A 24,946-nucleotide genomic window follows, 5' to 3' on the forward strand; every position below is an offset into this window, starting at 1 on the left:
TTCGCGGTCATTTATTGCTTCTACCACTATCCTGTGCACCTTGTAAGCGCTGCGCCCCGCGCGCTATATCGGCGGCGGGACGGATTGCCGTCAGCACCATAGCATTGGAGAGTTTCAATGGCCGAAACACGACACACAAAGGTTTTGATCGTTGGATCCGGCCCGGCCGGATATACTGCCGCGGTCTATGCCAGCCGCGCCATGCTGAACCCGATCCTGGTGCAGGGAATCGAACCGGGCGGCCAATTGACCACCACAACCGATGTCGAAAACTGGCCCGGCGACACCGAGGTGCAAGGCCCTGACCTGATGCTGCGGATGGAAGCCCACGCCAAGGCAGTGGGTTGCGAGGTTGTCGGCGACATCATCACCGATCTCGACCTGTCGCGCCGTCCCTTCACCGCCAAAGGCGACAGCGGCACCATCTACACCGCCGAGGCCGTCATATTGGCCACCGGGGCCCGCGCCAAGTGGCTGGGCCTTCCGTCCGAGGAAAAATTCAAGGGCTTTGGCGTGTCGGCCTGCGCGACCTGCGACGGATTCTTTTATCGCGGGCAAGAAATCGTGGTGGTCGGCGGTGGCAACACCGCTGTTGAAGAAGCGCTTTTCCTGACCAACTTCGCCAGCAAGGTCACGCTGATCCATCGCCGCGACGAATTGCGCGCCGAAAAGATCCTGATCGACCGACTGCTAAAGAACCCCAAGATTGAACCACTCTGGAACCACGTTCTGGACGAGGTTGTCGGCGCCGACAGTCCGTTAGGCGTCGAGGCCGCGCGTGCCAAACATGTCCAGACCGGCAAAATCACCGAAATCCCCGCCAAGGGCGTGTTCATCGCCATCGGTCATGCCCCGGCCAGCGAATTGGTCGCGGATCAGCTGGAAACCCATATGGGTGGCTATGTCGTGGTGGAACCCGGAACCACCCGCACCAGCGTGCCCGGCGTCTACGCAGCCGGCGACCTGACCGATCACGTCTATCGCCAGGCGGTGACCAGTGCCGGCATGGGATGCATGGCGGCGCTGGATGCCGAAAAATTCTTGGCCGAACAGGGCGAGGTGACCGGCCGCGACACCAGCGAGCCATTGGGCTATGGCGCCGAGGTCGAAACCGAGGCCTGAGAAAACCACTCCGCCCGAACCCGATTGACTAGCATCGGGCAGGTTGCGTTCCATCGAACTCGCCCGCTGTCATGACCCCATTTGCGGGGCAAACGCTGTCTCTTGACGGCAGGCGAATAATTGAAGCCACTAAAACGCAACACGCTCTAGCGCGCCGATAAGGTGAATTTCGTCACTGGCCGCTGGACATCTCCCGGCGCGGACGTCTATGCGATGTGCAATAGCGGGTGTCATGCCCCTCTTTGCCACATCAATCAGCGAGTTTCCCATGACAATGCTCAGTAATCTGGCCCCGATCCCGGAGCTGTATGTTTCCTACGATTCGGCGCAAAAGCTGAAAGCCGAAGCTGGCGATCTGAAAAGTCACGATCTGACTCCGCGTCAGATTTGCGACCTGGGGCTGCTCATGAATGGCGGCTTCAACCCGCTCAAGGGCTTCCTCAGCCAGGCCGATTACGAAGCTGTCGTTGAAAACATGCGGCTGCAAGACGGCACGCTCTGGCCGATGCCGATCACTCTGGATGTCTCCGAGAAGTTCGCCGATTCGCTCGAGCTTGGCGAAGATATCGCCCTGCGCGATCAAGAAGGCGTGATACTGGCCACGATGACCGTCACCGACCGCTGGACGCCCGATAAAAGCAACGAGGCCGAAAAGGTGTTCGGCGCCGACGACAGCGCCCACCCGGGCGTGAATTACCTGCACAACACCGCTGGCGAAGTGTATCTTGGCGGCCCGGTCACCGGCATCCAGCAGCCGGTGCATTACGATTTCCGCGGTCGGCGCGACACGCCCAACGAATTGCGCGCACTGTTTCGCAAACTCGGCTGGCGGCGCATCGTCGCGTTCCAGACCCGCAACCCGCTGCACCGCGCGCATCAGGAACTGACCTTCCGCGCCGCGCGCGAGGCGCAGGCCAACCTGCTGATCCATCCGGTTGTCGGCATGACCAAGCCCGGCGACGTCGATCACTTCACCCGCGTGCGCTGCTACGAGGCGGTGCTTGACAAATATCCCGCTGCCACCACGACATTGTCACTTCTGAACCTCGCCATGCGCATGGGTGGCCCGCGCGAGGCGGTCTGGCACGGGCTGATCCGCAAGAATCACGGCTGCACCCACTTCATCGTCGGCCGCGACCATGCCGGTCCCGGCAAAAATTCGGCGGGCGAAGATTTCTATGGCCCCTATGACGCGCAGGAACTGTTCCGCAAACACCAAGAGGAAATCGGCGTCGAGATGGTCGATTTCAAACATATGGTCTATGTGCAGGAGCGCGCGCAATACGAACCCGCGGACGAGATTGAAGAGGACGCCACCGTGCTCAATATCTCCGGCACCGAGTTGCGCCGCCGTCTGCAGGAAGGTCTGGAAATCCCCGAATGGTTCTCCTTCCCCGAGGTGGTGAGCGAACTGCGGCGCACCCGTCCGCCGCGTAACCAACAAGGCTTTACGGTGTTTTTCACCGGGCTTTCAGGATCGGGTAAATCCACTATCGCCAACGCGCTGATGGTCAAGCTGATGGAGATGGGCGGGCGTCCGGTCACACTTCTGGACGGCGATATCGTGCGCAAGAACCTCAGTTCCGAACTGGGCTTCTCGAAAGAGCACCGCGATCTGAACATCCGCCGCATCGGCTATGTCGCCTCGGAAATCACCAAGAACGGTGGCATCGCTATCTGCGCACCAATCGCGCCTTATGCCACCACCCGCCGCGCCGTGCGCGAAGAGATCGAACAGTTTGGTGCCTTCATCGAGATCCATGTCGCCACCAGCCTCGAAGAGTGCGAACGCCGTGACCGCAAGGGTCTCTACAAACTGGCGCGCGAAGGCAAGATCAAGGAATTCACCGGTATTTCCGATCCCTACGACGTTCCCGAAGACCCGGAACTACGCGTCGATACGGAAGGCATTGAGGTCGACAACTGTGCCCATCAGGTTCTGCTGAAGCTTGAGAACATGGGCCTTATCGGCGCCTGATTCCGTCGCAAACCCGCGACACGGCCCGGAACAGCATATCCGGGCCGTCTCCCTTCTCTCATTTCTACTTGCTGTAAATATCCCGGGGAGCGCGAGGGGCAGCGCCCCTCGTTTCCACTACTAAACCTGACGCCCCGCCGGTCCCTGTCAAAAACTCAACCGCCCCACCACCAGACAGCGCAGCCATCGCGACTGTATCCAAATTCAGACAATAATCAGTGGACCGCGACCGGCGACATATCGTGCTGACGTGCCAACACAAAGGCGAGGCGACGGTCGGCCACCAGAGCCAATTGCTGACCATCAGCATTATGTACCGCATAAAGCCGGTTCAAATCCCCTGCTTCAGCCTGAATCTCTTTGGGAAGATCGGCAACATTCACCGTTTTCACATAGACGATGCGATTGTCGTCATGCTCGAATTTTTGTGGCGTATTCATGGCTTACCCCTTCCTGATATTGATGGTCTGCACCACGGCATCCGGTGCGGCGCGGGTCAGGTCCACATGCAGCAAACCGTTCTCGATAATCGCCTCTCCGACATCGACCCCATCAGCCAGCACGAACATGCGCTGGAACTGGCGCGCGGCGATGCCCCGATGCAGAAACACGCGCCCCTCGCTGTCGTCGTTCTGACGGCCCCGGATTACCAATTGCCGATCTTCCACAGTGATCGACAGATCGTCCTGCGCAAATCCTGCGACCGCCAACGTAATCCTGTAGGATCGTTCGGATGTCTGTTCGATATTATAGGGCGGATATCCTTCGTTACCGGATTTCGCCGAACGCTCCAACAGACGTTCCAGTTGCTCGAACCCCAGCATATGGGGGTATGAAGCCAGAGTAAGTTTCGACACAGTTTCGTCCTTTTCACTAAAGCGACGTGTTTCCACGGCCCCTTGGCGGCGACCGCTTGCTACAAATATGGTGGGAAATCCCCCGCACAACAAGGTCTATGCGGAAACATCTTCTGGCTCTATACTGCGCCCTACCGTTTTCCGTCCCTCTTTTCCGGAGATCATCCATGAACGTCCAATCAGATCTGTCGATGAAATCCGACGAAGTCCTGCGCATTGAACTTGAGGTTCTGCGGCGCCAGCATCGCGATCTTGACGAGGCCATTCGCGCGCTTGTCGACCGTGGTACCGGAGACCAGCTTACCATCCGGCGGCTCAAGAAACAAAAGCTGCGCCTCAAGGATCTCATCGCGCGGATCGACGATCGTCTGACCCCCGATATTATTGCCTGAGAGCGCATTGCAGGGCGGCGCGATCTGGCTATAGTGCGCGCTCTTTCCACGAGGGCCGGGGTCGCAAATGGACCATATTCACATAGGCATCATCATGGGCAGCCAGTCCGACTGGCCCACTATGAAAGAAGCAGCGACAGTTTTGGACGAACTGGGTATTACCTATGAAACCCGGATCGTTTCGGCTCATCGCACCCCGGACCGGCTGTGGGAATATGGCCGCACGGCGAGCGAACGCGGCCTGCGCGCGATCATCGCCGGGGCGGGTGGGGCGGCGCATCTGCCGGGTATGATGGCCTCGAAAACACGTATTCCGGTGATCGGCGTGCCGATCCAAACCCGCGCGCTGTCGGGCGTGGATTCCCTTTATTCCATCGTTCAGATGCCCAAGGGCTTCCCGGTCGCCACCATGGCCATCGGCGCGGCAGGGGCCGCCAATGCCGGGTTGATGGCGGCCAGCATTCTGGCCCTTGGCGATCCCGATCTGGCAAAACGCTTGGACGATTGGCGCGCCGCGCTCTCGGCTTCAATTCCAGAGGAACCTTGCGATGACTGATCCCCTGCGTCCCGGCGCGACCATCGGCATTCTTGGCGGCGGCCAACTGGGTCGGATGCTTTCGGTCGCCGCTGCACGGCTTGGTTTCCGCAGCCATATCTTCGATCCCGGCGCAAATCCGCCTGCGGGCGAAGTCGCGGCCCAGGTCACCACGGCACCCTGGGATGACGAAGCGGCATTGGCTGCTTTCGCTGACAGCGTCGATGTCGTCACCTACGAGTTCGAGAACATTCCCACCGCAACGCTGGACATTCTGCAACGCCACCATCCGATCCGTCCGGGGCGCGAGGCGCTGAGGATCAGCCAGGATCGCTTGACCGAAAAGACCTTTCTGCAGGGTCTCGGCCTGAAAACCGCGCCTTACGCCGACATCTCCTACCTTGCCAGCCTGCAAGCGGCGCTGCGCGACATTGGCACGCCCGCAATCCTGAAAACCCGCCGGTTCGGCTATGATGGCAAGGGGCAAGCGCGGCTGGACAGCATCGACGACGCCGCACATGCCCACGCGGCGATGCAGGGCGCACCGGCGATTCTGGAAGGGTTCGTCGCCTTCAGTCACGAAGTTTCGGTGATCGCCGCGCGCGGGTTGCAGGGCGATGTGGCCTGTTTCGACCCCGGCGAAAACGTGCATCGCGACGGCATCCTGCATACCACCACGGTTCCTGCACGCCTTACCCCCGGCCAGCGCAGCGATGCGATCCTGCTCGCCGCCAACATCCTGAACGCGCTGGATTACGTCGGTGTTCTGGGTGTCGAACTGTTCGTCACCTCGGACGGGCTGATCGTCAATGAAATCGCCCCGCGGGTGCACAATTCCGGTCACTGGACGCAGAACGGTTGCGCTGTCGACCAGTTCGAACAGCATATCCGCGCGGTCGTAGGCTGGCCTCTGGGTGACGGACACCGCCATGCCGACGTGGTGATGGAGAACCTGATCGGCACCGATATTGACCGTGTTGCGACCCTCGCAGCCGAACCCGATACCGCGCTGCACCTTTACGGCAAGGCCGAGACCAAGCCGGGACGCAAGATGGGCCATGTGAACCGCATCCGGCGGCTGTCGTGACCCTCAGGCCACCAATGTTTCGGCCTTCTTGAGATCAACCGAAACCAGCTGACTGACCCCCTGTTCAGCCATCGTGACGCCAAACAGCCGATCCATCCGGCTCATGGTCACGGCATGGTGGGTGATAATCAAAAACCGGGTGTCGGTCTGGCGGCACATTTCGTCGAGCAGATCGCAAAACCGCGTCACGTTCGCGTCGTCCAGCGGCGCGTCCACCTCATCCAGCACGCAGATGGGCGCTGGATTGGCAAGGAACACCGCGAAAATCAGCGCGGCAGCGGTCAGCGTCTGCTCGCCCCCCGACAGCAACGAGAGCACGGAGAGCTTCTTGCCCGGTGGCTGGCACATGATCTCCAGCCCGGCATCCAGCGGATCGTCGCTTTCGACCATGACCAGATTGGCCTCGCCGCCGCCGAACAGGTGGCGGAACAGCATGGTGAAATTGCTATTCACCTGCTCGAACGCCACCAGCAGCCGCTCGCGACCCTCGCGGTTCAGGCCAGAGATGCCGCTACGCAGGGCGCTGATCGCCTCTTCTAGATCGGCCTTTTCGGCCACAAGGCTGTCGTGTTCGTCCTGCACCTCGCGCGAATCCTCTTCGGCACGCAGGTTGACCGCGCCCAATGCCTCGCGCTGGCGTTTGTAGCGCTGCACGTCAGCCTCCAGCGTGTTGGCATCGGGCATCGCGCCGGGTTCGACGCCCAGATCCTCAAGCAACGCGTCGGGGCTCGTCGCGCGCTCGTCAACAATACGTCCGGCGGCTTGCGCCACGGCTTCACGGGCGGCTTCGGCGCGGGCCTCGGCGCGCGCGCGCGCCTCGCGGGCTTCGGAGGCAATACGCTCCGCCTCGCGTTCGGCCAGCACGGCATCCCGAAGGGCCGCGTCGGCATCACTCAGCGCAACCGCCGCAGCAGCGCGACGTTCCTCGGCCTGAGCAATATCTTCCGACAGCGCATCGCGTTTGGCGGCAATCTCTTGGGGCACGGCTTTGGCCTGAGCCAACTCGGCCTCGGACTTGCGCTTGCGCGTGACCAGTTCCGAAATCCGCTTGTCGGCAGTCTGCAAGCGATGACGCCAGCCGCTCAGTTCCTTGGCGACATCCTGACTGCGCCGGGTGCGCGCCTCGCCCTCGCGGCGCAGTTCGTCATGCGCAGAGCGGTGTGACATCATAGTGATTCGCGCCGCCTCGACCGTCATGCGGATATCCTCGGTCTGCGCCCGCGCCGCCTCCAGATTCTCCAACTCACCCGAGGCGCGTTCGGCCTCGCGCAACCGGCCCCGCGCCTCGATTGCCGCCGCCTCGTGGCGCGCAACGGCAAGGTCCAGTGCTTCCAATTTGCCTTCGGCCAGATTGCGCTCGGCTTCGGCGAACGACAGGGCGCGCCCGGCCTCGGTGACGGCACGATCAGCGTCGCGCCGGGCGTGACGGGCGGCTTTCTCGGCCTCGGACACTTCGGCCAGCCGCACGGTCAATGCCTCATGCACATGCACAGCCCCATCGGCGCGCGCTGATGCTTGCTCCATGGCCTGCTTCAACTCCTCCAGCCGGTTCATCTGTTGCAGGCGTAATGCCGCCGCGCTGCTGGCGTCCCCGGCCCCGACCCGGTAGCCATCCCAACGCCACAGATCCCCGTCCAGCGACACCAGCCGCTGGCCTGGCAATAGTTCGACTTGCAGACGCAGCCCCTCAGACGCCGGAACCAGCCCGATTTGCGCCATGCGCCGCTGTAAGACCTCGGGCGCCGACACGTGGCTTGACAGCGGCGTCACCCCCGCGGGAAGCTTTTGTTCCGCCGCATAAGGCACCAGCATAGCCCATCCGGTCTGGCTGTCAGCGCCTGCCTCGGGGGCGCGAAGATCGTCGGCCAATGCGGCCCCAAGCGCCTTTTCAAAGCCCTTTTCGACCTGCAAGCGATCCAGAATCTGACCGCCCTTGGCAGAATCGCGCTGCAACAACTTGCCCAGTGCCGCAACCTCGGCGCGAAGTGCATTCAACTCGCCGGTCGCCTCCGAACGTTCCCCGCGCGCCTCGGCCTCGCGGGCTTGTGCCTCCGCGCGCTCGGTTTCGGCCTCTGTCAGGGCGGCCTCGGCATCAGACGCCGCTCCTGTGGCAACCGTTTCCGCTTGCCGCGCGGTCTGGTGGTCCAATGCGGCACGATCCAGTGCGGCCCGGGCCTCGGCCATGGCGGTGCGGGCCTTTTCAGCCTCGGCCTCTGATTTTTCCTGCGTCTTGCGATTGTCCTCAAGCAGACGCTGCGCGGAATGGTGCCGCGCTGCGAGCCGGGCAACATCCTCGGTCTGAAGTGCCAGATCGGCCTCGCGAATTTGCAGCACTTCGGCCGATTCGCTGGCCAGATCGGCAGCTTCGCTTAGGCGGGCGTCATGCCCTCGTGCTGCCTCGGCCAATTCATGCGCCTCTTTCTCCAGGCGGGCGATCGTTTCGGAGGCATCGCGGTTCAATCCGGTCTCGCGTTCAATGTCCCGCGCCAGTTGTTCGATCCGTGCGCCCAGCGTCTCAATCGCCTCGCGCGCGCGCTCTTCTTGGTCGGTCAAGCTATCGCTCTGCACTTGCAACCGCTGCAAGACCGCGCCGGCAATCGCCTCTTCCTCGCGCAGGGGCGGCAGCGCCGTTTCGGCGTTGCTGCGCGCCACGGCAGCATCTCGCGCCGCAATTTCAGCCTGCTTGGCCTCGCCAACCCACTGGTGCAAAATCTCGTCGGCTTCGGCACGGCCGGCATCCGCCTCGGCCCAGCGGCGAAACAGCAGCATGCCCTCGGCCTGGCGCAATTGCTGCCCGATTTCGCGATAGCGCGACGCCTGTCGCGCCTGTCGCGCCAGTTGTGCCAATTGCGTTGCCAACTGCTCAATCACGTCATCGACGCGGGTAAGGTTGCTCTCGGCGCCGTTCAGCTTCAATTCGGCCTCGTGGCGACGTTGGTACAGGCCAGAGATTCCAGCGGCCTCTTCCAGGATCCGGCGCCGTGCCTTGGGTTTGGCACGGATCAATTCGGCAATCTGCCCCTGACTGACCAACGCCGGCGAATGCGCACCGGTCGAGGCATCCGCGAACAGCATTTGCACATCCCGCGCGCGCACGTCCTTGGCGTTGACCTTGTACGCACTGCCGACATCGCGGGTTATTCGGCGCACAATCTCCAGTGTATCGCTATCGTTGAATCCAGCCGGGGCCAGCCGGTCGGCGTTGTCGATCTGCAACGCCACTTCGGCGAAATTGCGCGCGGGACGTGTCGCAGCACCAGCAAAGATAACGTCTTCCATACCGCTGCCGCGCATTGTCGTCGGGCGGTTTTCACCCATCACCCAGCGCAGCGCCTCAAGCAGGTTCGACTTGCCGCAACCATTCGGCCCAACCACACCAGTCAGGCCGTCCGAGATAATCAGATCGGTCGGATCGACAAAGCTTTTAAAGCCGGTCAGTCTGAGTCTGGAAAAACGCAAAATATATCTGCCCTAGTTTTGCTGGTCTGGAATGTGACGTCTTGACGGGTTTCAAGTCAATGGGCTTGCTGCCTCATATGGCCATTTACGCAAATATCACCACCATATCTTGATCTGCCCCGTCTAATTCCAGCATGGGCCGCATTCGAAACCCGGGTATGTGACCCCCAGAGCCATGTTTGCCCACGCTCTGTGTTGAAAATAGTCATAAAAAACCAGCGGAATCGGCGCTTGCTACGCCGTTGCAGGCCAGCCAGCCCAGAGCCAGGGCTTGCTCGCCGCGCGGGCGCGAACCGGGCCGAATTGCGGGGCATACTATGTATTAACCGCACCGCCACGGTAAGACGCGTCGCGGTTTCGCCGCGAAAATACGGGCTAGACGGCGCGCAGTCAGCACAAAACAAGAGGATGCCAAGCAAGACACCTTTCACCACCCCAGTCTGACGACCAGTGATTGAGCAAACGTTTATCCGTAAATACTCGTTTTATTCACCCGACGGGAGTGCAAACCACAACAGCGCGAAAGGAAAAGGCCGGCTTTGCATGCCGGCCTTGCAGATTTATGCGTCCGATCAGTGCAGCTTGGCTTCGACGTCGCTAATTGCCGAATCGATCAGTGCGTTGCCGGTCGCAGCGGTCATCTGTTTGGCGATAACCTCTTTGGCCGCACCGACGGCAATCGCAATGGCTTGGTCACGAACCTCGCGCACAGCTTTGTCCTGTGCCGAAGCAATCTGTTCATCCGCAGCCGCAAGGCGACGAGCGACGGATTTTTCCATATCGGCCTTGGCCTGCTCGGCGGCAGCCGCGGCTTCGTGGCGCGCGGTTTCGACGATCCTATCGGCTTGCGCCTGAACCTCTTTCTGCTTGCGCTCATAAGAGGCCAGCAGCGTCTGCGCCTCTTCACGCAAAGCGCGAGCCTCGTCCAATTCACTGCGAATGGTCTCGGCGCGCTTGTCCAGCATTTTGACCAGCAGGCTGGGCACTTTGAAATATAGCAGGACCGCAATGAACAGGAGAAAGGCCAGCAGCACGACGAAATCGGTATTGTGCAGCGAAAAGAACGGCCCCGTAGCCGCCAGCGCAGGTGAGGCAGACGCGATTGCGCCGAACGCCAGAACCGGGGCAAATTTGGTGCGCATGTCTTTTATCCCTTCATCCGGTTTTCGACAGCCGCCTTGATGGCCGCTCCGTCCGGTTTGCTGCCCATGGCTGCAACCAATGCTTCGGCGGTATCTGTGGCGACAGTCTGAACTGCCTCGATCGCACCTGCGCGGATGTCAGCGATGGCGGACTCGGATTCCGCCGTGCGGGCGGCGATTTCGGCATCCGCCTCTTTCAGGGCCGCGTCCAACTCCGCCTGAATCTCGGCACGCGTCTCGGCAACAATAGCTTGCGCTTGCGCCCTCGCATCGGCAAGCGCCTTTTCATAAGCTTCTTCGGCTTTCAGCGCCTGCGCCTTGAGATCTTCTGCAACGGCGATGTCATTGGTGATCGTGCCCTGACGCTCGGCCAGAATTGCACCGATCCGGGGCAACGCAACTCGAGACAGGATCAGATAGATCACCACGAGCGTGACTACCAGCCAGAAGATCTGGTTGCCGAAATGCGAGAAATCAAGCTGCGGCAGGCCCGATGCTGTATCGGGGTCGTGCATCGCCAGACCGGTAGCGTCAGCCAGACCGTCGCCTGTGGTCTCAAATGTCTCGGTTTCCATGTCGTTCTCCTAAGGAACTTGACCTACACCGGGCAGCGCATGGGATATGCGCCACCCGATCGTAAGGATGCTGGTTCCAAAGTTATCAGACGGCGAACATCAGCAGCAGAGCGACGAGGAACGAGAAGATCCCCAGAGCTTCTGCAAAGGCGATGCCGATGAACAGCATGGCTGTCTGGCCCGCTGCCGCCGAAGGGTTGCGCAGAGCACCTGACAGGTAATTGCCGGCCACATTGCCCACACCGATCGCCGCGCCGCCCAGACCCATACAGGCCAGACCCGCGCCGATATATGCGCCCATTTGTACGATATCGCCTTCCATTGGTATTCTCCTTACGTTGGAATTGGTGATGGATGTCAGACGGGCACAACGCCCGTTCTTGTCTTAATGTGCAGGTTGCAACGCGTCCTTGAGATAGACGCAGGTCAGGATCGTGAAGACATAGGCCTGAATGAAGGCGACCAGCACCTCAAGCCCATACATCGCGGTGATCGCCACGATCGACAACGGCGAGATTGCCGCGATGACCGCAAACCCTGCAAAAACTTTAACCACGGCGTGACCCGCCATCATCGTGCCGGCCAGTCGGATCGAGTGGCTGACCGGACGCACAAAATAAGAAATCAGTTCGATCACCGCGAGCACCGGACGCAAGGCAAGCGGCGCTTCCTTGGCCCAGAACAGCCCCAGAAAGGCTGGGCCGTTCAGCACGAACCCAAGCACCGTAACGGACAGGAACACCGTGATCGCCAGCAGACCAGTCACCGCGATATGGCTGGTGGTGGTAAAGGCCATCGGCAACAGACCGAGAAAGTTGGCAAAGACGATGAACATGAACAGCGTCATGATATAGGGAAAATACTTCACCCCTTCCTTGCCGCAAACGTCTTCAACCATCTTATATATGAACCCATAGGCCAGTTCGGCAACCGACTGCCCGCGCGAGGGCACGATGGCACGTTTTGAACTGCCGAGGATCAACAGCGCGACAATCGCCAGTACGGTAAGGCCCAGCCACAGCGTCACATTGGTGGGTGTATACCACGCAATCACGTCGCCGCCGAACAGCGGTTCAACCTTGAACTGGTCCATCGGGTGAAAGACCAGACCGCCCTCTTCGCCCTGCACTTCAGTCGCCACTTGTCCGTTCCTCTTCTTCGTCGTCCTGCGCGGCCATGTCAGCCGCTGCGGCCTGTTTGTCGGCCTGTATTTCCTGCGCGCTACGCAGCATGGTTTTGATGCCTGCCGCCAGCCCCAGCAATGTAAACAGCACCAGAAAAATGGGGATCGTCCCCAACAGGCGGTCCAGCCCGTATCCGATGCCAAAGCCGATCACCAGACCGGCAACAAGTTCGATCACCATCCGCCAGGCCAGTTGCGCCTGAGAATAATGTTCTTCCTGATGGGACTTGGCCGGCTTGCCCGACCGGGCTGCTGCGATCCGCGCCTCAAGCTGCGCGAGGCGCTGCTTATGGTCGTCATCAGCCACCGCTGCCCCCATCTTTGGTTGAGCTTGTGCTAGTTCGCCAAGCGCGCGGAGTCAATTGCGTAAATCCGGTGCCCAGAATTCACGTATTGCGCTGATAAATAAAGATTAAATAGGTAACGGACCCGAGATCACACATCGCGCCACACCGATGACCGGCCCGCTTATGGGCCTCCTAGCTCATTCAACCAAACGGTTGACCATGCCCGCCCCATGGCGCTATCGCCCTACTATGTCCGTAACGCTTGACACTGTTTTCGCCGCGCTCGCCGATCCCACCCGGCGGGCAATCCTGTCGATGTTGCTCGAGGATGATATGGCGGTGACCGACGTCGCCGCACCGTTCGACATATCGCTGGCCGCAATCTCCAAACATCTTGGCATACTTTGCCGCGCGGGACTTATCACGCAAGAAAGACGCGGGCGGTTGAACTGGTGCAAACTGGAGCCAGACGCCCTGCGCGCAGCCAGCGTCTGGATGCAGGGGTTTGGCCAGTTCGAACCGATCCATCTGGACGCGTTCGAGCGCTTCCTGGGGCTGGAGCTTGGCCCCGATCACTCTGGCCCGCGCAGGAATGATTAGACCAACGATGGTTCCCCACTCCGGATCGGCCTCGGTCTTTGTTGTCACACCGGGCCGTGCGGTCTTGACAGGATAATCATACATCTTTATCCGACGCCCAACCCCCGGAAGGTCTGTCCCTTCCGGTCCCGGACGCGGTTCGGGATCGCCCTCCACCAGCGCGTTGCGCCCGTGGAGGCATTTGCGCTTTGCCCGGCTGTCTCTTACATCGGAGACAGTTAAAACCAGTGACAGGGAGCCAGACGGCCCATGTTCGAAAACCTATCTGAACGCCTTTCCGGTGTCTTTGACCGGCTGACCAAACAGGGCGCACTCTCCGACGAGGACGTGAAAACCGCCCTGCGGGAGGTTCGCGTCGCGCTGCTTGAAGCGGATGTTTCGCTGCCAGTCGCCCGTGATTTTGTCGCAAAGGTGCAAGAACAGGCCACCGGGCAGGCAGTGACCAAATCGGTGACTCCGGGCCAGCAGGTCGTCAAGATCGTACATGATGCGCTGATCGATGTGCTGAAAGGCGATAGCGACCCCGGCAAGCTGAAAATCGACAACCCGCCCGCCCCGATCCTGATGGTCGGGCTTCAGGGGTCGGGAAAGACGACAACCACCGCCAAACTGGCCAAGCGGCTGAAAGAGCGCGACGGCAAGCGCGTCCTGATGGCGTCGCTGGACACCAACCGCCCGGCGGCGATGGAACAGCTCGCGATCCTTGGCAATCAGATCGGTGTCGATACCCTACCCATCGTCAAGGGTGAAGATCCGGTACAGATTGCCAAACGCGCCAAGACGCAAGCCAGCCTTGGCGGCTATGATGTCTATATGCTGGATACTGCGGGCCGGCTGCATATCGATGCAGAACTGATCGCACAGGCGGCGGCAGTGCGCGACGTGGCCAATCCGCGCGAAACCTTGCTCGTGGTCGATGGCCTCACCGGTCAGGATGCCGTGAACGTTGCCACCGAATTCGACGACAAAATCGGCGTCACCGGTGTCGTGCTCACCCGCATGGACGGCGACGGGCGCGGCGGTGCGGCGCTGTCGATGCGCGCAGTCACTGGCAAACCGATTCGTTTCGTCGGTCTGGGCGAAAAGATGGACGCCATCGAGACCTTCGAACCCGACCGCATCGCTGGCCGCATTCTGGGCATGGGCGATATCGTCGCGCTGGTCGAAAAGGCGCAAGAGACGATCGAGGCCGAACAGGCCGAACGGATGATGAAGCGCATGATGAAAGGTCAGTTCAATATGAACGACCTGCGCATGCAGCTTGAACAAATGCTCCAGATGGGCGGAATGCAAGGCATGATGGGCATGATGCCCGGCATGGGCAAAATGGCCAAACAGGTCGAAGAGGCTGGCTTCGACGATAAGATCCTGAAACAGCAAATTGCCCTGATTCAGTCGATGACCAAACGCGAGCGCGCCAATCCGCAGATCCTACAAGCCAGCCGCAAAAAACGCATCGCTGCCGGCTCGGGCATGGAAGTGTCCGACCTTAACAAGCTTCTTAAGATGCACCGCCAGATGGGCGACATGATGAAGAAGATGGGCCGGATGGGCAAAGGCAAGATGTTGCGGCAGGCCATGAAAGGCATGTTCGGCAAAGGTGGCATGGACCCCTCGCAGATGGACCCACAGGCGCTTGAGGCAGCAGCCAAACAGATGGGTGGCAACCTGCCCGGTGGCTTGCCGGGTCTGGGTGGTGGCACGGCCTTGCCGCGCGGCCTTTCAGGATTTGGAAAAAAGAAGTGACGGCGCCGTTGGCCGATACCCCGATGATCCAGACCGAAAGGCTGATCCTGTGCGCCGCCGGCCCAAAGGACTGGTCGGCAGGTCGCATGATCAAGGCAGCGCAGCGCGCCCAAATCATGCGGCGCGGTGCCGCCAGCTCTACACTTAATTGCGGTGCACCTCATCTCGGCGATGCCCCTTGCACCGTCTATCCTTTCCCCTTGCCGAACCAATTGAATGACGGCGGAATCGAGGATCACCCATGACCGAAACCGCATCATCCGTCGACGACGTCCTGAAAGAACACCGCGCCAGCATCGACCGGCTTGACGCAATCCTTGTTTTTACTTTGGGTGAGCGCTTCAAGCACACTCAGGCAGTCGGTCGTCTCAAGGCCGACCACAACCTTCCGCCCTCCGATCTTGCCCGCGAAGCCGCGCAAATCGAGCGGCTCGAAGACCTTGCGGAACAGGCCGATCTCGATCCGGTCTTTGCCCGGAAGTTCCTGAACTTCATCATTGCCGAAGTTATCCAGCACCACCGTCAACACCAATCATAGGGCGGGGTCACCGCGCCGCCCCTCTCAAATCAAACGCCATTCAAAGGAGACAACCAAATGGCCATGAAGATCCGCCTTGCCCGCGCCGGCAGCAAAAAACGTCCTTTCTATCGCATCGTGGCGTCCGACAGCCGGATGCCCCGCGACGGCCGCTTTCTGGAAAAGCTGGGCACCTATAACCCGCTGCTGCCCAAAGACAGCGAAGAGCGCGTGAAGATGGATGCCGAGCGTATCCAGTACTGGCTGGATCAGGGCGCGCAGCCCACCGACCGTATTGCCCGCTTCCTCGAAGCCGCCGGCCTGCGCGAAAAAGCCGTTCGCAATAACCCGCAAAAAGCCGAGCCGGGCAAGAAGGCCAAGGAACGCGCCGAGGAAAAGGCGGCCAAAGCCGCAGAAGCCCCTGCGGACGCATCGGCCGAATAAGATCCTGCGCTCTGGACATCTGATAGTCAGGCAGGCCACTCTTGGCCTGCCGCTTCATTCTTCGAGGTTCCATGATCGTCCAGCGCCCTTTCTCTGACAGGTACGCGACATGAGTGATCTCATCTGCGTCGGCGCCATTGCCGGTGCCTTTGGCGTGCGTGGCGAAGTGCGTCTCAAAAGTTTTTGCGCCAACCCTGAAGACATCGCCAGCTATTCTCCGCTGACAACCGAAGACAATTCGCGCCAATTCGAAATATCGCTGACCGGGCGGGCCACCAACGCGCTAACCGCGCGTTTAAGCGGCATCACCACCAAGGAAGAGGCCGACGCAATGCGCGGCTTGCGCCTGTTCGTTTCGCGCGACCGGATGCCATCCCTGCCCGATGATGAGTTTTATCATGCCGACCTGATCGGACTTGCCGTGCATGACACCGGCGGGCGACTGCTGGGCCATGTCAAATCGGTGATGAACCACGGCGCCGGCGACCTGTTGGAAATCCACGGCGCAGGGCTGCGCGACACCGTGCTATTGCCGTTCACCCGCATCGCCGTACCCACTGTCGATCTGGCTGCGGGACGAATCGTCGCCGACCCGCCTGAAGGGCTGTTTCCCGACGCTGGCGGAACCTCTGGCACATGAGCGGGGAAACCACCGCCTGGACGGCGCGTGTCATCACCCTGTTTCCGTCGGCCTTTCCCGGTGTCCTTGGCGAAAGCCTGACCGGCAAGGCGCTGCACGATGGACTATGGCGGCTTGAAACCATCGACCTGCGCAATTTCGGCATCGGGCGGCATCGCAACGTCGATGACACACCCGCCGGCGGTGGCGCGGGCATGGTGTTGCGCGCCGATGTTCTGGGTCCGGCAATCGAGGCGGCGCAGGCTGATTCGCTGGCGGCGCCGCTGATCTATCTCAGCCCGCGCGGGCGCCCGATGGATCAGGCCTTGATGCGCGATCTGGCGGCGGGGCCGGGTGTTACCCTGATCTGCGGCCGCTTCGAAGGCGTGGACGAACGCGTTTTGCAACATTACGACGTGCAAGAGGTGTCGCTTGGCGATTTCGTCCTGACCGGCGGTGAAATTGCGGCACAGGCTCTGATCGACGCCACCGTTCGGCTGTTGCCCGACGTGCTGGGCAATGCCGATTCGGCGGTCAACGAAAGCTTTGATGCCGATCTGCTGGAACATCCACATTACACCCGCCCCGCCGAATGGCAGGGCCGCCCAATCCCCGAGGTTCTGATGTCCGGACATCATGGCCGCATCGCCGAATGGCGCCAGCAACAGGCCGAGGCGATCACCCGCACCCGACGGCCCGACCTTTGGGCCCGCCATATCGCGCGAAACGCCCCGGATAAGGCTTGATCCATCTCGCAGTTTGCCCTAACCCACACCTGCCCGGAGTCGCGATCGCGGCTGCGAGCCAGTTGGTCTTGGCAATACATGGTGAACCGACCTTCTTCGGTCTTTACCCACCTCGCCGGGATCGCCGCACAAGGAATGACGACACGATCTCCGGCGGGCTGGCAGATGCTGGAACCCGATGAAGACCAGGAGCTCTCGGTCGCGCAAATCTTCGTGGACCAACCACGAGCCATATCAGGAGTAATGCGATGGACCTGATCGCACAGATCGAGGCGGAACAGATCGCCGAGTTGGGGCACGATATTCCCGACTTCAAAGCTGGCGACACGATCCGCGTCGGCTATAAAGTAACCGAGGGCACCCGCACCCGTGTCCAGAACTACGAAGGCGTCTGCATCAGCCGCAATAACGGCAATGGCATCGCAGGCAGCTTCACCGTGCGCAAGATTTCCTTTGGCGAAGGCGTGGAACGCATGTTCCCCCTACACTCGACCAACGTGGACAGCATCACCGTGGTGCGTCGTGGTCGCGTGCGCCGTGCCAAGATGTACTATCTGCGCACGCGCCGGGGCAAATCGGCCCGGATCGCGGAAGATTCGAACTACAAGCCGCTTTCGGGCGCAAAGGCGTAAGGACCGGACCGATGAAAAAAGAAATTCATCCCGATTATCACCTCATCGACGTCAAATTGACCGACGGCACCGTCGTGCAGATGAAGTCGACCTGGGGCAAAGAGGGCGAGCAACTGTCGCTCGATATTGACCCTTCGGTGCATCCCGCATGGACCGGAAGCTCGGGCCGTCTGATGGATACCGGTGGCCGTGTTTCCCGGTTCAAGAAGAAATACGAAGGTCTGGGATTCTGACTCTTTCCCCATGACCGAGACAGGACGCCGCCCCTCCTCGGGCGGCGTCTTTCGTTTCAGGGGTGCAGTTTCGCCACAGGCAAAATTAGAATCGCCGTTCGGCATTCTTCCCAAGCCCGAATCAGCCACATAGACTGCGCTGCACGGATCCCCGCGCGACGAACCTGCGGGCAAGAGGGAATGCAATGGCGCATATCATTGTCATCGGCAACGAAAAGGGCGGCGCGGGCAAATCAACCGTGTCGATGCATCTGGCCAGCGCTTTGGCGCGCCTGGGCCACAAGGTCAGCGCATTGGATTTGGACCTGCGCCAACGCTCGCTGGGCCGCTATATCGAAAACCGCCGCGCCTTTGACGCCAAGGCCGGCATTGGCCTGCCCACCCCAACCTATCACGATCTCCCCGACATCGACGCCGACAACCTGCAACCGGGGGAAAACATATATGACCACCGCCTGTCTGCCGCCGTCGCCGCGCTCGAGCCGGACTGCGATTTCATCCTGATTGACTGCCCCGGTTCGCATACGCGGCTCAGCCAAGTGGCGCATTCACTGGCCGATACGCTGGTGACGCCGTTGAACGACAGCTTCGTCGATTTCGACCTGCTGGCCCATATCGACGGCCAAGGCGAGAAAATACTCGGGCCGTCAGTCTATTCCGAAATGGTCTGGAATGCCCGCCAATTGCGCGCGCAAGCTGGGCTGAAGCCCATCGACTGGATCGTGGTCCGTAACCGATTGGGTTCGCAACGCATGGTCAACAAAGAGAAGATGGAGCGGGCACTTGATAAACTGGCCAGCCGCATCGGCTTTCGCGTGGCGCCGGGATTCAGCGAACGGGTGATCTTTCGCGAATTGTTCCCGCGTGGCCTGACCTTGCTCGACCTCAAGGATATCGGCGTCAAGCAGTTGAATATTTCCAATATCGCCGCGCGTCAGGAATTACGCGACATGATCAAAGCACTGAACCTGCCGGGGGTCGAACCGGTGTTTTGAACCGAGCGTTGCCCGCTCAGATGCCAAACCCGGCCCATGGAATATACCGGACGGGATCTCCGGGACGAACGTGAAGCGCGCCATCCGGCAGTTCTACCAAGCCTTCGGCCCAACTCAGACCACTGATGCGCCCTGACCCTTCCGAGGCGAACGGCTCTACCTGCCCGTCCCGCACCCGTGCGCGCAGATATTCGCGCCGCCCCTGCTTCTTACGCTTTTCAAACGCGGCGGGCACCTCAAAACCCTGCGGCTCGACCCAGCCCATGCCCGCCAACAGCGCCAGCGCCGGACGCGCAAAGATCAGCGTGCAAACCATCGCCGCAACCGGGTTGCCGGGCAGCCCGAAAACCGGCTTGCCGTCCCAAAGCCCCAGCGCCAGCGGCCGCCCCGGTTTCACCGCAATGCGCCATTTCTGCATCGCCCCCGCCTCGCCAAGCAGAGCAGAGACGTGATCCTCGTCTCCCGCTGACGCGCCACCGCTGGTCAGGATCGCATCGACCCGCGTCGCGCCCGAGTCCAATGCCGCGCGCAGCAGATCGCGATTATCGCCGACCTTCCCCAGATCCACTGGGCTGTGTCCCATCCGCTCCAACAGCGCCAGCAACATGGGCCGGTTTGCGTCGTAAATATGCCCTGCGCCGGCATCGATGCCCGGTTCGGCCAATTCATCTCCAGTGGAAAGAACCCCCACCCGCAATGAGGTGCGCACTGCAAGCGCACCTATGCCGACCGCCGCAAGCAGTGCCAGATCGGCGGGCGTCACGTGCCGCCCTTCCTGCAATATTACGTCACCGGCCTCGACATCCTCGCCCGCGCGGCGGGCATTCGCACGCTGCTTTAGGGGCCCGTGAAAGGCGATATGGCCCGCCTGTACGGTCACGTCTTCTTCCAGAACCACCGTATCGACCCCCTCGGGCAATGCCGCACCGGTCAGGATGCGCAGCGCGTGCCCCTTGGGCACCGCGCCGGAGAAATCGCCCCCCGCCGCCGCCCGTCCATCAAGCAGCGGCATCACCTGCACACCCTCGCCCGCCGGTCCGGCAAACCCATAGCCATCAATGGCAGAATTGGCCCGTGGCGGGTTCGAACGCGCCGCGATCACGTCTTCGGCCAGCACCCGGCCAAGGGCCTGCGACAGGTCAATTGTCTCGACCCCGCAAACCGGATGCAGCCGTTCGCGCAGCAAGTCCAGCGCTTCGTCCACCGGCGTCCAATGCACGCCGGCGGGCAAGGCGAAACAATCATTGCGCAGCGGCGGCGGCACCGGCATCGCGGCCGTGCTCGGTTTTTCAGGCTTAGGTGATGACATCGTTCTGCCCTCTTTTGTCATGATCGCAATCAGCAAATGCACATGACTGAAACCTCACAACCCCACCTCGCGCAGGATGAAATCGGCAATGCTTTGCGTGTCGTCCAGATCGAAAACCGGGCGGTTTAGATCCAGCGGCGTGTCGCTTGCCAGCGCCCGCACGGTTTCATCCCCGGGCGCGATCAGCGGGTTGTTGGCAATCGCGCGATAGGCCTCGATCTTGGGATGGCGGTCGCGTTTATAGCCCTCGATCAGCACCAGATCGCAGGGTGATAACCGGGTCAGCAATTCGCTCAGGGTCAATTCGGGTGCGCCGCGCAATTCGTGCATCAGCGCGAAACGCCGCCCCGAGGCCAGCATCACCTCGCGCGCGCCGGCGATGCGATGGCGATAGCTGTCCGTGCCCTCGTGATCCACGTCGAATCCGTCATGGGCATGTTTGACCGTGGACACGGTGAAACCGCGGCCGGTGATCTCGCTTACCAGTCGCTCCACCAGCCCGGTCTTGCCGGCGTTCTTCCAGCCGGTAACGCCGTAGACTCTCATGGCTGTTCCTCCAGCAAGGCCTCGGCGCGGGCCAGATCTTCGGGTGTGTTCACGTTGAAGAACGGATCGAACCGATCTACCGGAAACTGTGCCAGCTGCCCATTGTGACGGTCGGTCCACAGCACCACCTTGCGCAGCCCGTCACCCAGCGCCGCACGCAGATCGTCGCGCAGCGCCACCGGCCAGAGGCCAAATGTCGGGTGCCGCGCCTGCCCGCGCTCGGGGTCTGGTGTGGCCGCCAGAACCAGCGGATGGGTCATGCCCTCGCCCGCCAGTTGCAGGCGCGGGACCAGATCGCAGGGAAAGAACGGCGTGTCGGCAGCGGCGGTCACGATACTGTCGGTGCCCTGTTCGGCAGCCCAGTCCAGCCCGGCCAGAACCCCGGCCAACGGACCAACAAAGCCGTCGATACTGTCGGCCAGAACCGGCAGGCCCAGATCCGCGAAACGGCTCGGGTCGCCATTGGCGTTCAGCGCCAGCCCCGCAACCTGCGGTGTCAGCCGGTCGATCACATGGGCCAGCAATGTGCGTCCGCCAATGCGCAGACGCCCCTTGTCGCCACCGCCCATGCGCCGCGCCTGCCCGCCTGCCAGAATCACCCCAAGCGGCGCGTTCATACTATGACCTGCATCGAAAACCCCTGCATCTTCACCCTTCAGCACTTTTGCGGCGATGTTTGCGATCCTCTTCGGGGATGCTGGCGGGGTCAGTGTCGCGAATCAGCCGATCTTCACCGCTCAGGCAGGTGAACCGTCGCCCGCGCATTCGCCCGATCAATGTCAGCCCGACCTCGCGCGCGATTTCCACACCCCAAGCGGTAAAGCCCGAGCGCGACGCCAAAACGGGGATACCCATCATCGCCGTCTTGATCACCATCTCCGAGGTCAGCCGCCCGGTGGTGTAAAGGATCTTGTCATCCGAGGCCACGTCGTTGCGCAGCATCCAGCCGGCGATCTTGTCCACAGCATTGTGACGGCCGACATCCTCCATATAGACCAGCGGTCGGTTCTGGTAACACAGGACGGTGCCGTGAATCGCCCCCGCCGCAAGATAAAGCGACGGCGTGCGGTTAATCTGTGAGGCCAGATCATAGAGCCATGACGTGCGCAACTCGAACTTGGGCAGGCGCAACCCCTCCAGTCCCTCCATCATATCCCCAAAGACAGTGCCCACAGCGCAGCCGCTGGTGCGGGTCTTTTTCTTCAGCTTGTCCTCGTAACTGGTTTCGCGCTCGGTGCGCACGACGACGACTTCCAGATCCTCGTCGTAATCGACGCCGGTGATGGTATCGTCGGCCCGCAACATGCCCTGATTCAACAAGAACCCCAGCGCCAGATATTCAGGATAATCGCCAATGGTCATCGCGGTCACGATCTCCTGAGCGTTCAGAAAGATCGTCAGCGGCCGTTCCTCGACCACCGAGATCATCGTGCGTTCACCGGTTTGGTCCACCCCCTCGACCTTGCGCGTCAGGCGCGGTGCGTCGGGATCGGGGGCGATCACATAACCGTCGGCTTGGTCAAACTTGGCCAATTGCAACCTCTTTTAATGCGCGATACGTCCGTTTCGACACATCCTAGGGGCAACGCATGGCATCCACCACCGTGAATTCCTATTTCTGGGCCGGGCTGCGCGCCGGCGCCCCCTTTGTCGTGGTGGTCGCGCCCTTCGGCCTGCTGTTCGGGGTGCTGGCAACCGAGGCCGGGTTGAACGTGTTTGAATCCATGACTTTCGCCGTGACCGTCTTTGCCGGGGCGTCGCAATTCGCCGCCCTGCAACTGATGCAGGAAAACGCGCCGACCATCGTGGTGCTGGCCTCGTCTCTGGCGGTCAACCTGCGCATGGCGATGTATTCCGCCTCGCTGACGCCCTATATGGGCAAGGCGCCACTGTGGCAGCGCGCATTCGCGGCGTTTTTCATGGTCGATCAATCCTATGCCGTTTCCTATGCCCGGTTTGAGACTGACCCTGCCATGACCATCCCCGACCGCATGGCCTATTACGCCGGCACCTGTGCGCTGATCGCGCCGATTTGGGCGGTTGCCACGCTGGTGGGGGCGCTGATGGGGGCGCGCATTCCCGACGCCTTTGCGTTGGACTTTGCGCTGCCGATCACTTTTCTGGCAATGATCGCACCGATGTTGCGCACCCCCGCACATGTGGCCGCCGCGCTGGTCGCGGTCGTCGCCTCGATCCCCGGATCGCTCTTGCCCTATAATCTGGGCCTGCTGGTTGCCGGCGGGGCCGGGATGCTGGTTGGCGCGCGTACTGAACTATTGCTTGAGAACCGAAAGGAACGGACATGAGCGGCGCGGGGACCCCGCCCGATACGCTGACCCTGTGGATCGTGATCGTCAGCCTTGCGGTCGGCAGTTTTTTACTGCGCTTTGTATTTCTTGGAATGGTGGGCAGTCGGCCCATGCCGCCTTGGGTGTTGCGGCATCTGCGCTATACGGCGGTGGCGATCCTGCCGGCGCTGGTGACGCCTTTGGTGATCTGGCCCGCGGCGACCGGCGGCGCGGCGGATGTGCCGCGTATGGCTGCTGCAGTTGCCACCGTAACCGCGGGATTGCTGAGCCGCAATGTCTTGGCCGCGATCTTGGCCGGTGTGGTCACGCTTTATGGGTTGCTTTACCTAATCGGCTGACGCTGCAGTGGCCAACAGCGCGCGGTTTGCCGCCTGCATGCTTTTCTGCAGATTCGCGTCCCCGCCCTCATAATATTTGTCCGAGGTGACATCTGGCAGCGCTGCCACCTGATCACGCAGCTTGGTGGGGAACATGGTCGGGCGGATCGCCTCTTCGAACCCCGGCACCCGGTTCAGAACCCGCGAGGTTGCTGCAGCGCAGAATGCCCCCGGCACCGGCCCATAATCCAGCGCCATACGATAGGCCGCCTCGGCTTGCTGCGGGGTCACGTCGATGGTCTGGCGGACCACGTGATAGGTGCTGCGCGCATGGCTCGAGCGATAGGCTTGTTCAATCGCGGGCGTGATTCCGAACAGGACATCATCGCGCTGCGGCACCAAGTCGGATTGAAACGACCCCGCAGGGTCGAAAATCACCCGTTCATAACCATTGATCAGCAGCGCCGAATGCCCGCCCTTGCCGGTGCGGTTGTTCACCATTGTATAAAGCGTCAGCGACGTCGGTCCCGGATCACGATAGGAAACCGCCGCGATGATTTCATCATCGGCGACGGGGCCGCGCGTCGCGCAACCGGCAACAACAAGCAACAGCGCTCCAAGGCACAGCAAACGGCGCATCAGTATGGCCTTGGGTCAGGTCGCGAAAATCGCCAGAAAGATGGCAAGCACCACGCTGGCGATCACCACCTTTACGATCAGGCTCAGAAAACCGGCATAGGTTCGGTCTTGTTCCGCAATGTCCATGTCACCGTGCTGTTCAGCCATATCGCATTGTCCCGTTTGTTCATGTTTCCCTTACGATTAGCCTATTCGCCCATCTCTGTCACCCCGCCAAATCGGCCAGCGGATCATTCCAGATCGGCGGCAAGGCGAAACCCGATGCGATAGGCGGGTTTGTCGGCATCGGGCTTGGGCATGGCGCGCAGCAGCACGTTCAATTGGCTGACATGCTGCACCAGCTGATTTCTGGCACCGCCGGCGTCACTGCCGTAGAAGGTGACAATATCGGGGTCGAAATAGCCCATCCCCTCAATCCGCAACACCCCCGTGTTGCCGCCGGTAAAGCCCATCGCAACCTCGTGTTCGCTGTCAAGCTGCTCCTCGAAATTTCGGATATACAGAATCAACCGCTCATAGGCCCAGCGTGCTGCGCTTTTTTCCTTGCAGGGGCGTTTCATGCTGTCGGGCATGCAATCGGCCTGAGGCGCGTAAGTCGGGTCGGTGTGAACCTCATACATATGTGGCAAGACCGCATTCTCGGCGGCCTCGGCGGATGTCGCTATATTGTCGTCCAT

Annotated in this window: 32 protein-coding genes; 17 read left to right on the top strand and 15 right to left on the bottom strand. The window is 61.2% G+C overall.

From position 1 onward, the window contains the following. Window positions 1–117: 117 nt before the first annotated feature. Entirely contained in the window at window positions 118–1,122 is a 1,005-nt protein-coding gene (gene trxB, locus JAO82_RS05230) for a thioredoxin-disulfide reductase (RefSeq protein WP_198685310.1), read from the top strand. 268 nt (window positions 1,123–1,390) lie between these two features. After that, the gene (locus JAO82_RS05235; RefSeq protein ID WP_198685311.1) at window positions 1,391–3,100 is read left to right on the top strand and encodes a bifunctional sulfate adenylyltransferase/adenylylsulfate kinase; all 1,710 of its coding nucleotides are present in this window, start codon (window positions 1,391–1,393) and stop codon (window positions 3,098–3,100) included. Between the two features lie 215 nt (window positions 3,101–3,315). On the opposite strand, the gene JAO82_RS05240 is transcribed toward JAO82_RS05235, so the two are convergent. Then, window positions 3,316–3,540: a DUF1150 family protein gene (locus tag JAO82_RS05240; RefSeq protein WP_198685312.1), complete on the bottom strand. Its 225-nt coding sequence runs from the start codon at window positions 3,538–3,540 to the stop codon at window positions 3,316–3,318. 3 nt (window positions 3,541–3,543) lie between these two features. Next, a complete protein-coding gene (locus JAO82_RS05245; RefSeq protein WP_198685313.1) occupies window positions 3,544–3,957 on the bottom strand; it encodes an Hsp20 family protein in 414 nt (137 codons plus the stop codon). Between the two features lie 167 nt (window positions 3,958–4,124). On the opposite strand from JAO82_RS05245, the gene JAO82_RS05250 reads away from it, so the two are divergent. The 3 genes from JAO82_RS05250 (at window position 4,125) to JAO82_RS05260 (ending at window position 5,971) form a co-directional block, all read left to right on the top strand. Continuing rightward, window positions 4,125–4,349 (top strand): YdcH family protein, encoded by a 225-nt coding sequence (locus tag JAO82_RS05250; protein WP_198685314.1) that lies wholly within the window; start codon window positions 4,125–4,127, stop codon window positions 4,347–4,349. 67 nt (window positions 4,350–4,416) lie between these two features. Continuing rightward, entirely contained in the window at window positions 4,417–4,905 is a 489-nt protein-coding gene (purE, locus tag JAO82_RS05255) for a 5-(carboxyamino)imidazole ribonucleotide mutase (RefSeq protein ID WP_198685315.1), read from the top strand. Continuing rightward, window positions 4,898–5,971 carry a 5-(carboxyamino)imidazole ribonucleotide synthase gene (locus JAO82_RS05260; protein ID WP_198685316.1) on the top strand — a complete coding sequence of 358 codons (1,074 nt, stop codon included), beginning with the start codon at window positions 4,898–4,900 and terminating at the stop codon, window positions 5,969–5,971. The genes purE and JAO82_RS05260 overlap by 8 nt, the downstream gene beginning before the upstream one ends. 3 nt (window positions 5,972–5,974) lie before the next feature. Here JAO82_RS05260 and smc read toward each other — a convergent pair whose 3' ends face one another. The 6 genes from smc to JAO82_RS05290 all read right to left on the bottom strand — a co-directional run bounded on the left by smc (window position 5,975) and on the right by JAO82_RS05290 (window position 12,637). Continuing rightward, window positions 5,975–9,430, bottom strand: coding sequence for a chromosome segregation protein SMC (smc, locus tag JAO82_RS05265; protein WP_198685317.1), 3,456 nt, complete (start codon window positions 9,428–9,430; stop codon window positions 5,975–5,977). Window positions 9,431–10,002: 572 nt separating this feature from the next. Further along, the gene (locus JAO82_RS05270) at window positions 10,003–10,572 is read right to left on the bottom strand and encodes a F0F1 ATP synthase subunit B (protein ID WP_198685318.1); all 570 of its coding nucleotides are present in this window, start codon (window positions 10,570–10,572) and stop codon (window positions 10,003–10,005) included. Window positions 10,573–10,577: 5 nt separating this feature from the next. Then, on the bottom strand, window positions 10,578–11,147 hold the full coding sequence (locus JAO82_RS05275) for a F0F1 ATP synthase subunit B' (protein WP_198685319.1): 570 nt from the start codon (window positions 11,145–11,147) through the stop codon (window positions 10,578–10,580). 85 nt (window positions 11,148–11,232) lie between these two features. Beyond that, the gene (locus JAO82_RS05280) at window positions 11,233–11,469 is read right to left on the bottom strand and encodes a F0F1 ATP synthase subunit C (protein WP_198685320.1); all 237 of its coding nucleotides are present in this window, start codon (window positions 11,467–11,469) and stop codon (window positions 11,233–11,235) included. Between the two features lie 63 nt (window positions 11,470–11,532). After that, window positions 11,533–12,240 carry a F0F1 ATP synthase subunit A gene (locus JAO82_RS05285; RefSeq protein WP_232897269.1) on the bottom strand — a complete coding sequence of 236 codons (708 nt, stop codon included), beginning with the start codon at window positions 12,238–12,240 and terminating at the stop codon, window positions 11,533–11,535. A 37-nt stretch (window positions 12,241–12,277) separates the two neighbouring features. After that, the gene (locus tag JAO82_RS05290; RefSeq protein WP_332872489.1) at window positions 12,278–12,637 is read right to left on the bottom strand and encodes an AtpZ/AtpI family protein; all 360 of its coding nucleotides are present in this window, start codon (window positions 12,635–12,637) and stop codon (window positions 12,278–12,280) included. A gap of 229 nt (window positions 12,638–12,866) precedes the next feature. On the opposite strand from JAO82_RS05290, the gene JAO82_RS05295 reads away from it, so the two are divergent. The 10 genes from JAO82_RS05295 to JAO82_RS05340 all read left to right on the top strand — a co-directional run bounded on the left by JAO82_RS05295 (window position 12,867) and on the right by JAO82_RS05340 (window position 19,149). After that, window positions 12,867–13,217: an ArsR/SmtB family transcription factor gene (locus JAO82_RS05295; protein WP_198685323.1), complete on the top strand. Its 351-nt coding sequence runs from the start codon at window positions 12,867–12,869 to the stop codon at window positions 13,215–13,217. Window positions 13,218–13,466: 249 nt separating this feature from the next. Next, on the top strand, window positions 13,467–14,963 hold the full coding sequence (ffh, locus tag JAO82_RS05300) for a signal recognition particle protein (RefSeq protein WP_198685324.1): 1,497 nt from the start codon (window positions 13,467–13,469) through the stop codon (window positions 14,961–14,963). Continuing rightward, a complete protein-coding gene (locus JAO82_RS05305; RefSeq protein ID WP_198685325.1) occupies window positions 14,960–15,208 on the top strand; it encodes a hypothetical protein in 249 nt (82 codons plus the stop codon). Before ffh ends, JAO82_RS05305 begins: the two co-directional genes overlap by 4 nt. Next, window positions 15,205–15,501 (top strand): chorismate mutase, encoded by a 297-nt coding sequence (locus tag JAO82_RS05310; protein ID WP_198685326.1) that lies wholly within the window; start codon window positions 15,205–15,207, stop codon window positions 15,499–15,501. The genes JAO82_RS05305 and JAO82_RS05310 overlap by 4 nt, the downstream gene beginning before the upstream one ends. 57 nt (window positions 15,502–15,558) lie before the next feature. After that, complete coding sequence (gene rpsP / locus JAO82_RS05315) at window positions 15,559–15,924, top strand: 30S ribosomal protein S16 (protein ID WP_198685327.1); 366 nt, start codon at window positions 15,559–15,561, stop codon at window positions 15,922–15,924. A 109-nt stretch (window positions 15,925–16,033) separates the two neighbouring features. After that, on the top strand, window positions 16,034–16,564 hold the full coding sequence (rimM, locus tag JAO82_RS05320) for a ribosome maturation factor RimM (RefSeq protein WP_198685328.1): 531 nt from the start codon (window positions 16,034–16,036) through the stop codon (window positions 16,562–16,564). Continuing rightward, window positions 16,561–17,289: a tRNA (guanosine(37)-N1)-methyltransferase TrmD gene (gene trmD / locus JAO82_RS05325; RefSeq protein ID WP_198685329.1), complete on the top strand. Its 729-nt coding sequence runs from the start codon at window positions 16,561–16,563 to the stop codon at window positions 17,287–17,289. Before rimM ends, trmD begins: the two co-directional genes overlap by 4 nt. Window positions 17,290–17,537: 248 nt before the next feature. Beyond that, window positions 17,538–17,921, top strand: coding sequence for a 50S ribosomal protein L19 (gene rplS, locus JAO82_RS05330; RefSeq protein ID WP_198685330.1), 384 nt, complete (start codon window positions 17,538–17,540; stop codon window positions 17,919–17,921). A gap of 11 nt (window positions 17,922–17,932) precedes the next feature. Further along, window positions 17,933–18,154 (top strand): 50S ribosomal protein L31, encoded by a 222-nt coding sequence (gene rpmE, locus JAO82_RS05335; protein ID WP_198685331.1) that lies wholly within the window; start codon window positions 17,933–17,935, stop codon window positions 18,152–18,154. A gap of 185 nt (window positions 18,155–18,339) precedes the next feature. Beyond that, window positions 18,340–19,149: a division plane positioning ATPase MipZ gene (locus JAO82_RS05340; RefSeq protein WP_198685332.1), complete on the top strand. Its 810-nt coding sequence runs from the start codon at window positions 18,340–18,342 to the stop codon at window positions 19,147–19,149. Between the two features lie 16 nt (window positions 19,150–19,165). On the opposite strand, the gene JAO82_RS05345 is transcribed toward JAO82_RS05340, so the two are convergent. From JAO82_RS05345 to fdhD, 4 genes are read right to left on the bottom strand one after another with little or no spacing between them, the layout of a single operon-like run. Next, window positions 19,166–20,458, bottom strand: coding sequence for a molybdopterin-binding protein (locus tag JAO82_RS05345; RefSeq protein WP_232897254.1), 1,293 nt, complete (start codon window positions 20,456–20,458; stop codon window positions 19,166–19,168). Window positions 20,459–20,512: 54 nt separating this feature from the next. Beyond that, complete coding sequence (gene mobB, locus JAO82_RS14245; protein ID WP_232897255.1) at window positions 20,513–21,004, bottom strand: molybdopterin-guanine dinucleotide biosynthesis protein B; 492 nt, start codon at window positions 21,002–21,004, stop codon at window positions 20,513–20,515. Next, on the bottom strand, window positions 21,001–21,621 hold the full coding sequence (gene mobA, locus JAO82_RS05350; protein ID WP_198685333.1) for a molybdenum cofactor guanylyltransferase MobA: 621 nt from the start codon (window positions 21,619–21,621) through the stop codon (window positions 21,001–21,003). Before mobA ends, mobB begins: the two co-directional genes overlap by 4 nt. Before the next feature lie 31 nt (window positions 21,622–21,652). Then, window positions 21,653–22,543 (bottom strand): formate dehydrogenase accessory sulfurtransferase FdhD, encoded by an 891-nt coding sequence (gene fdhD / locus JAO82_RS05355; RefSeq protein WP_408635506.1) that lies wholly within the window; start codon window positions 22,541–22,543, stop codon window positions 21,653–21,655. A gap of 50 nt (window positions 22,544–22,593) precedes the next feature. Between fdhD and JAO82_RS05360 the strand changes: the two genes are divergently transcribed. After that, window positions 22,594–23,310 (top strand): AzlC family ABC transporter permease, encoded by a 717-nt coding sequence (locus JAO82_RS05360; RefSeq protein WP_198685335.1) that lies wholly within the window; start codon window positions 22,594–22,596, stop codon window positions 23,308–23,310. Next, window positions 23,307–23,651: an AzlD domain-containing protein gene (locus JAO82_RS05365; protein ID WP_198685336.1), complete on the top strand. Its 345-nt coding sequence runs from the start codon at window positions 23,307–23,309 to the stop codon at window positions 23,649–23,651. Before JAO82_RS05360 ends, JAO82_RS05365 begins: the two co-directional genes overlap by 4 nt. Here JAO82_RS05365 and JAO82_RS05370 read toward each other — a convergent pair. The 3 genes from JAO82_RS05370 to JAO82_RS05380 form a co-directional block, all read right to left on the bottom strand. After that, window positions 23,640–24,269, bottom strand: coding sequence for a hypothetical protein (locus JAO82_RS05370; protein ID WP_198685337.1), 630 nt, complete (start codon window positions 24,267–24,269; stop codon window positions 23,640–23,642). The genes JAO82_RS05365 and JAO82_RS05370 overlap by 12 nt on opposite strands. A 15-nt stretch (window positions 24,270–24,284) precedes the next feature. Continuing rightward, entirely contained in the window at window positions 24,285–24,416 is a 132-nt protein-coding gene (locus JAO82_RS05375) for an aa3-type cytochrome c oxidase subunit IV (protein WP_198685338.1), read from the bottom strand. 83 nt (window positions 24,417–24,499) lie between these two features. Continuing rightward, window positions 24,500–24,946 (bottom strand): DUF6173 family protein, encoded by a 447-nt coding sequence (locus JAO82_RS05380; protein WP_198685339.1) that lies wholly within the window; start codon window positions 24,944–24,946, stop codon window positions 24,500–24,502.

This window comes from Pontibaca salina, from assembly GCF_016307205.1.
GTDB classification, from domain to species: domain Bacteria; phylum Pseudomonadota; class Alphaproteobacteria; order Rhodobacterales; family Rhodobacteraceae; genus Pontibaca; species Pontibaca salina.

Excerpts from the sequence above, each read along its gene's own strand:
- JAO82_RS05375 (WP_198685338.1), bottom strand. The coding sequence starts at position 24,416 with ATGGCTGAACAGCACGGTGACATGGACATTGCGGAACAAGACCGAACC.
- JAO82_RS05380 (WP_198685339.1), bottom strand. The coding sequence starts at position 24,946 with ATGGACGACAATATAGCGACATCCGCCGAGGCCGCCGAGAATGCGGTC.
- rpsP (WP_198685327.1), top strand. The coding sequence starts at position 15,559 with ATGGCCATGAAGATCCGCCTTGCCCGCGCCGGCAGCAAAAAACGTCCT.
- JAO82_RS05270 (WP_198685318.1), bottom strand. The coding sequence starts at position 10,572 with ATGCGCACCAAATTTGCCCCGGTTCTGGCGTTCGGCGCAATCGCGTCT.
- JAO82_RS05275 (WP_198685319.1), bottom strand. The coding sequence starts at position 11,147 with ATGGAAACCGAGACATTTGAGACCACAGGCGACGGTCTGGCTGACGCT.
- JAO82_RS05370 (WP_198685337.1), bottom strand. The coding sequence starts at position 24,269 with ATGCGCCGTTTGCTGTGCCTTGGAGCGCTGTTGCTTGTTGTTGCCGGT.
- mobB (WP_232897255.1), bottom strand. The coding sequence starts at position 21,004 with ATGAGAGTCTACGGCGTTACCGGCTGGAAGAACGCCGGCAAGACCGGG.
- JAO82_RS05240 (WP_198685312.1), bottom strand. The coding sequence starts at position 3,540 with ATGAATACGCCACAAAAATTCGAGCATGACGACAATCGCATCGTCTAT.
- JAO82_RS05260 (WP_198685316.1), top strand. The coding sequence starts at position 4,898 with ATGACTGATCCCCTGCGTCCCGGCGCGACCATCGGCATTCTTGGCGGC.
- purE (WP_198685315.1), top strand. The coding sequence starts at position 4,417 with ATGGACCATATTCACATAGGCATCATCATGGGCAGCCAGTCCGACTGG.
- JAO82_RS05280 (WP_198685320.1), bottom strand. The coding sequence starts at position 11,469 with ATGGAAGGCGATATCGTACAAATGGGCGCATATATCGGCGCGGGTCTG.
- JAO82_RS05250 (WP_198685314.1), top strand. The coding sequence starts at position 4,125 with ATGAACGTCCAATCAGATCTGTCGATGAAATCCGACGAAGTCCTGCGC.
- trmD (WP_198685329.1), top strand. The coding sequence starts at position 16,561 with ATGAGCGGGGAAACCACCGCCTGGACGGCGCGTGTCATCACCCTGTTT.
- JAO82_RS05365 (WP_198685336.1), top strand. The coding sequence starts at position 23,307 with ATGAGCGGCGCGGGGACCCCGCCCGATACGCTGACCCTGTGGATCGTG.
- JAO82_RS05235 (WP_198685311.1), top strand. The coding sequence starts at position 1,391 with ATGACAATGCTCAGTAATCTGGCCCCGATCCCGGAGCTGTATGTTTCC.
- JAO82_RS05285 (WP_232897269.1), bottom strand. The coding sequence starts at position 12,240 with ATGGACCAGTTCAAGGTTGAACCGCTGTTCGGCGGCGACGTGATTGCG.
- mobA (WP_198685333.1), bottom strand. The coding sequence starts at position 21,621 with ATGAACGCGCCGCTTGGGGTGATTCTGGCAGGCGGGCAGGCGCGGCGC.
- rplS (WP_198685330.1), top strand. The coding sequence starts at position 17,538 with ATGGACCTGATCGCACAGATCGAGGCGGAACAGATCGCCGAGTTGGGG.
- JAO82_RS05340 (WP_198685332.1), top strand. The coding sequence starts at position 18,340 with ATGGCGCATATCATTGTCATCGGCAACGAAAAGGGCGGCGCGGGCAAA.
- JAO82_RS05310 (WP_198685326.1), top strand. The coding sequence starts at position 15,205 with ATGACCGAAACCGCATCATCCGTCGACGACGTCCTGAAAGAACACCGC.
- JAO82_RS05345 (WP_232897254.1), bottom strand. The coding sequence starts at position 20,458 with ATGTCATCACCTAAGCCTGAAAAACCGAGCACGGCCGCGATGCCGGTG.
- JAO82_RS05360 (WP_198685335.1), top strand. The coding sequence starts at position 22,594 with ATGGCATCCACCACCGTGAATTCCTATTTCTGGGCCGGGCTGCGCGCC.
- rpmE (WP_198685331.1), top strand. The coding sequence starts at position 17,933 with ATGAAAAAAGAAATTCATCCCGATTATCACCTCATCGACGTCAAATTG.
- trxB (WP_198685310.1), top strand. The coding sequence starts at position 118 with ATGGCCGAAACACGACACACAAAGGTTTTGATCGTTGGATCCGGCCCG.
- rimM (WP_198685328.1), top strand. The coding sequence starts at position 16,034 with ATGAGTGATCTCATCTGCGTCGGCGCCATTGCCGGTGCCTTTGGCGTG.
- ffh (WP_198685324.1), top strand. The coding sequence starts at position 13,467 with ATGTTCGAAAACCTATCTGAACGCCTTTCCGGTGTCTTTGACCGGCTG.
- JAO82_RS05295 (WP_198685323.1), top strand. The coding sequence starts at position 12,867 with ATGTCCGTAACGCTTGACACTGTTTTCGCCGCGCTCGCCGATCCCACC.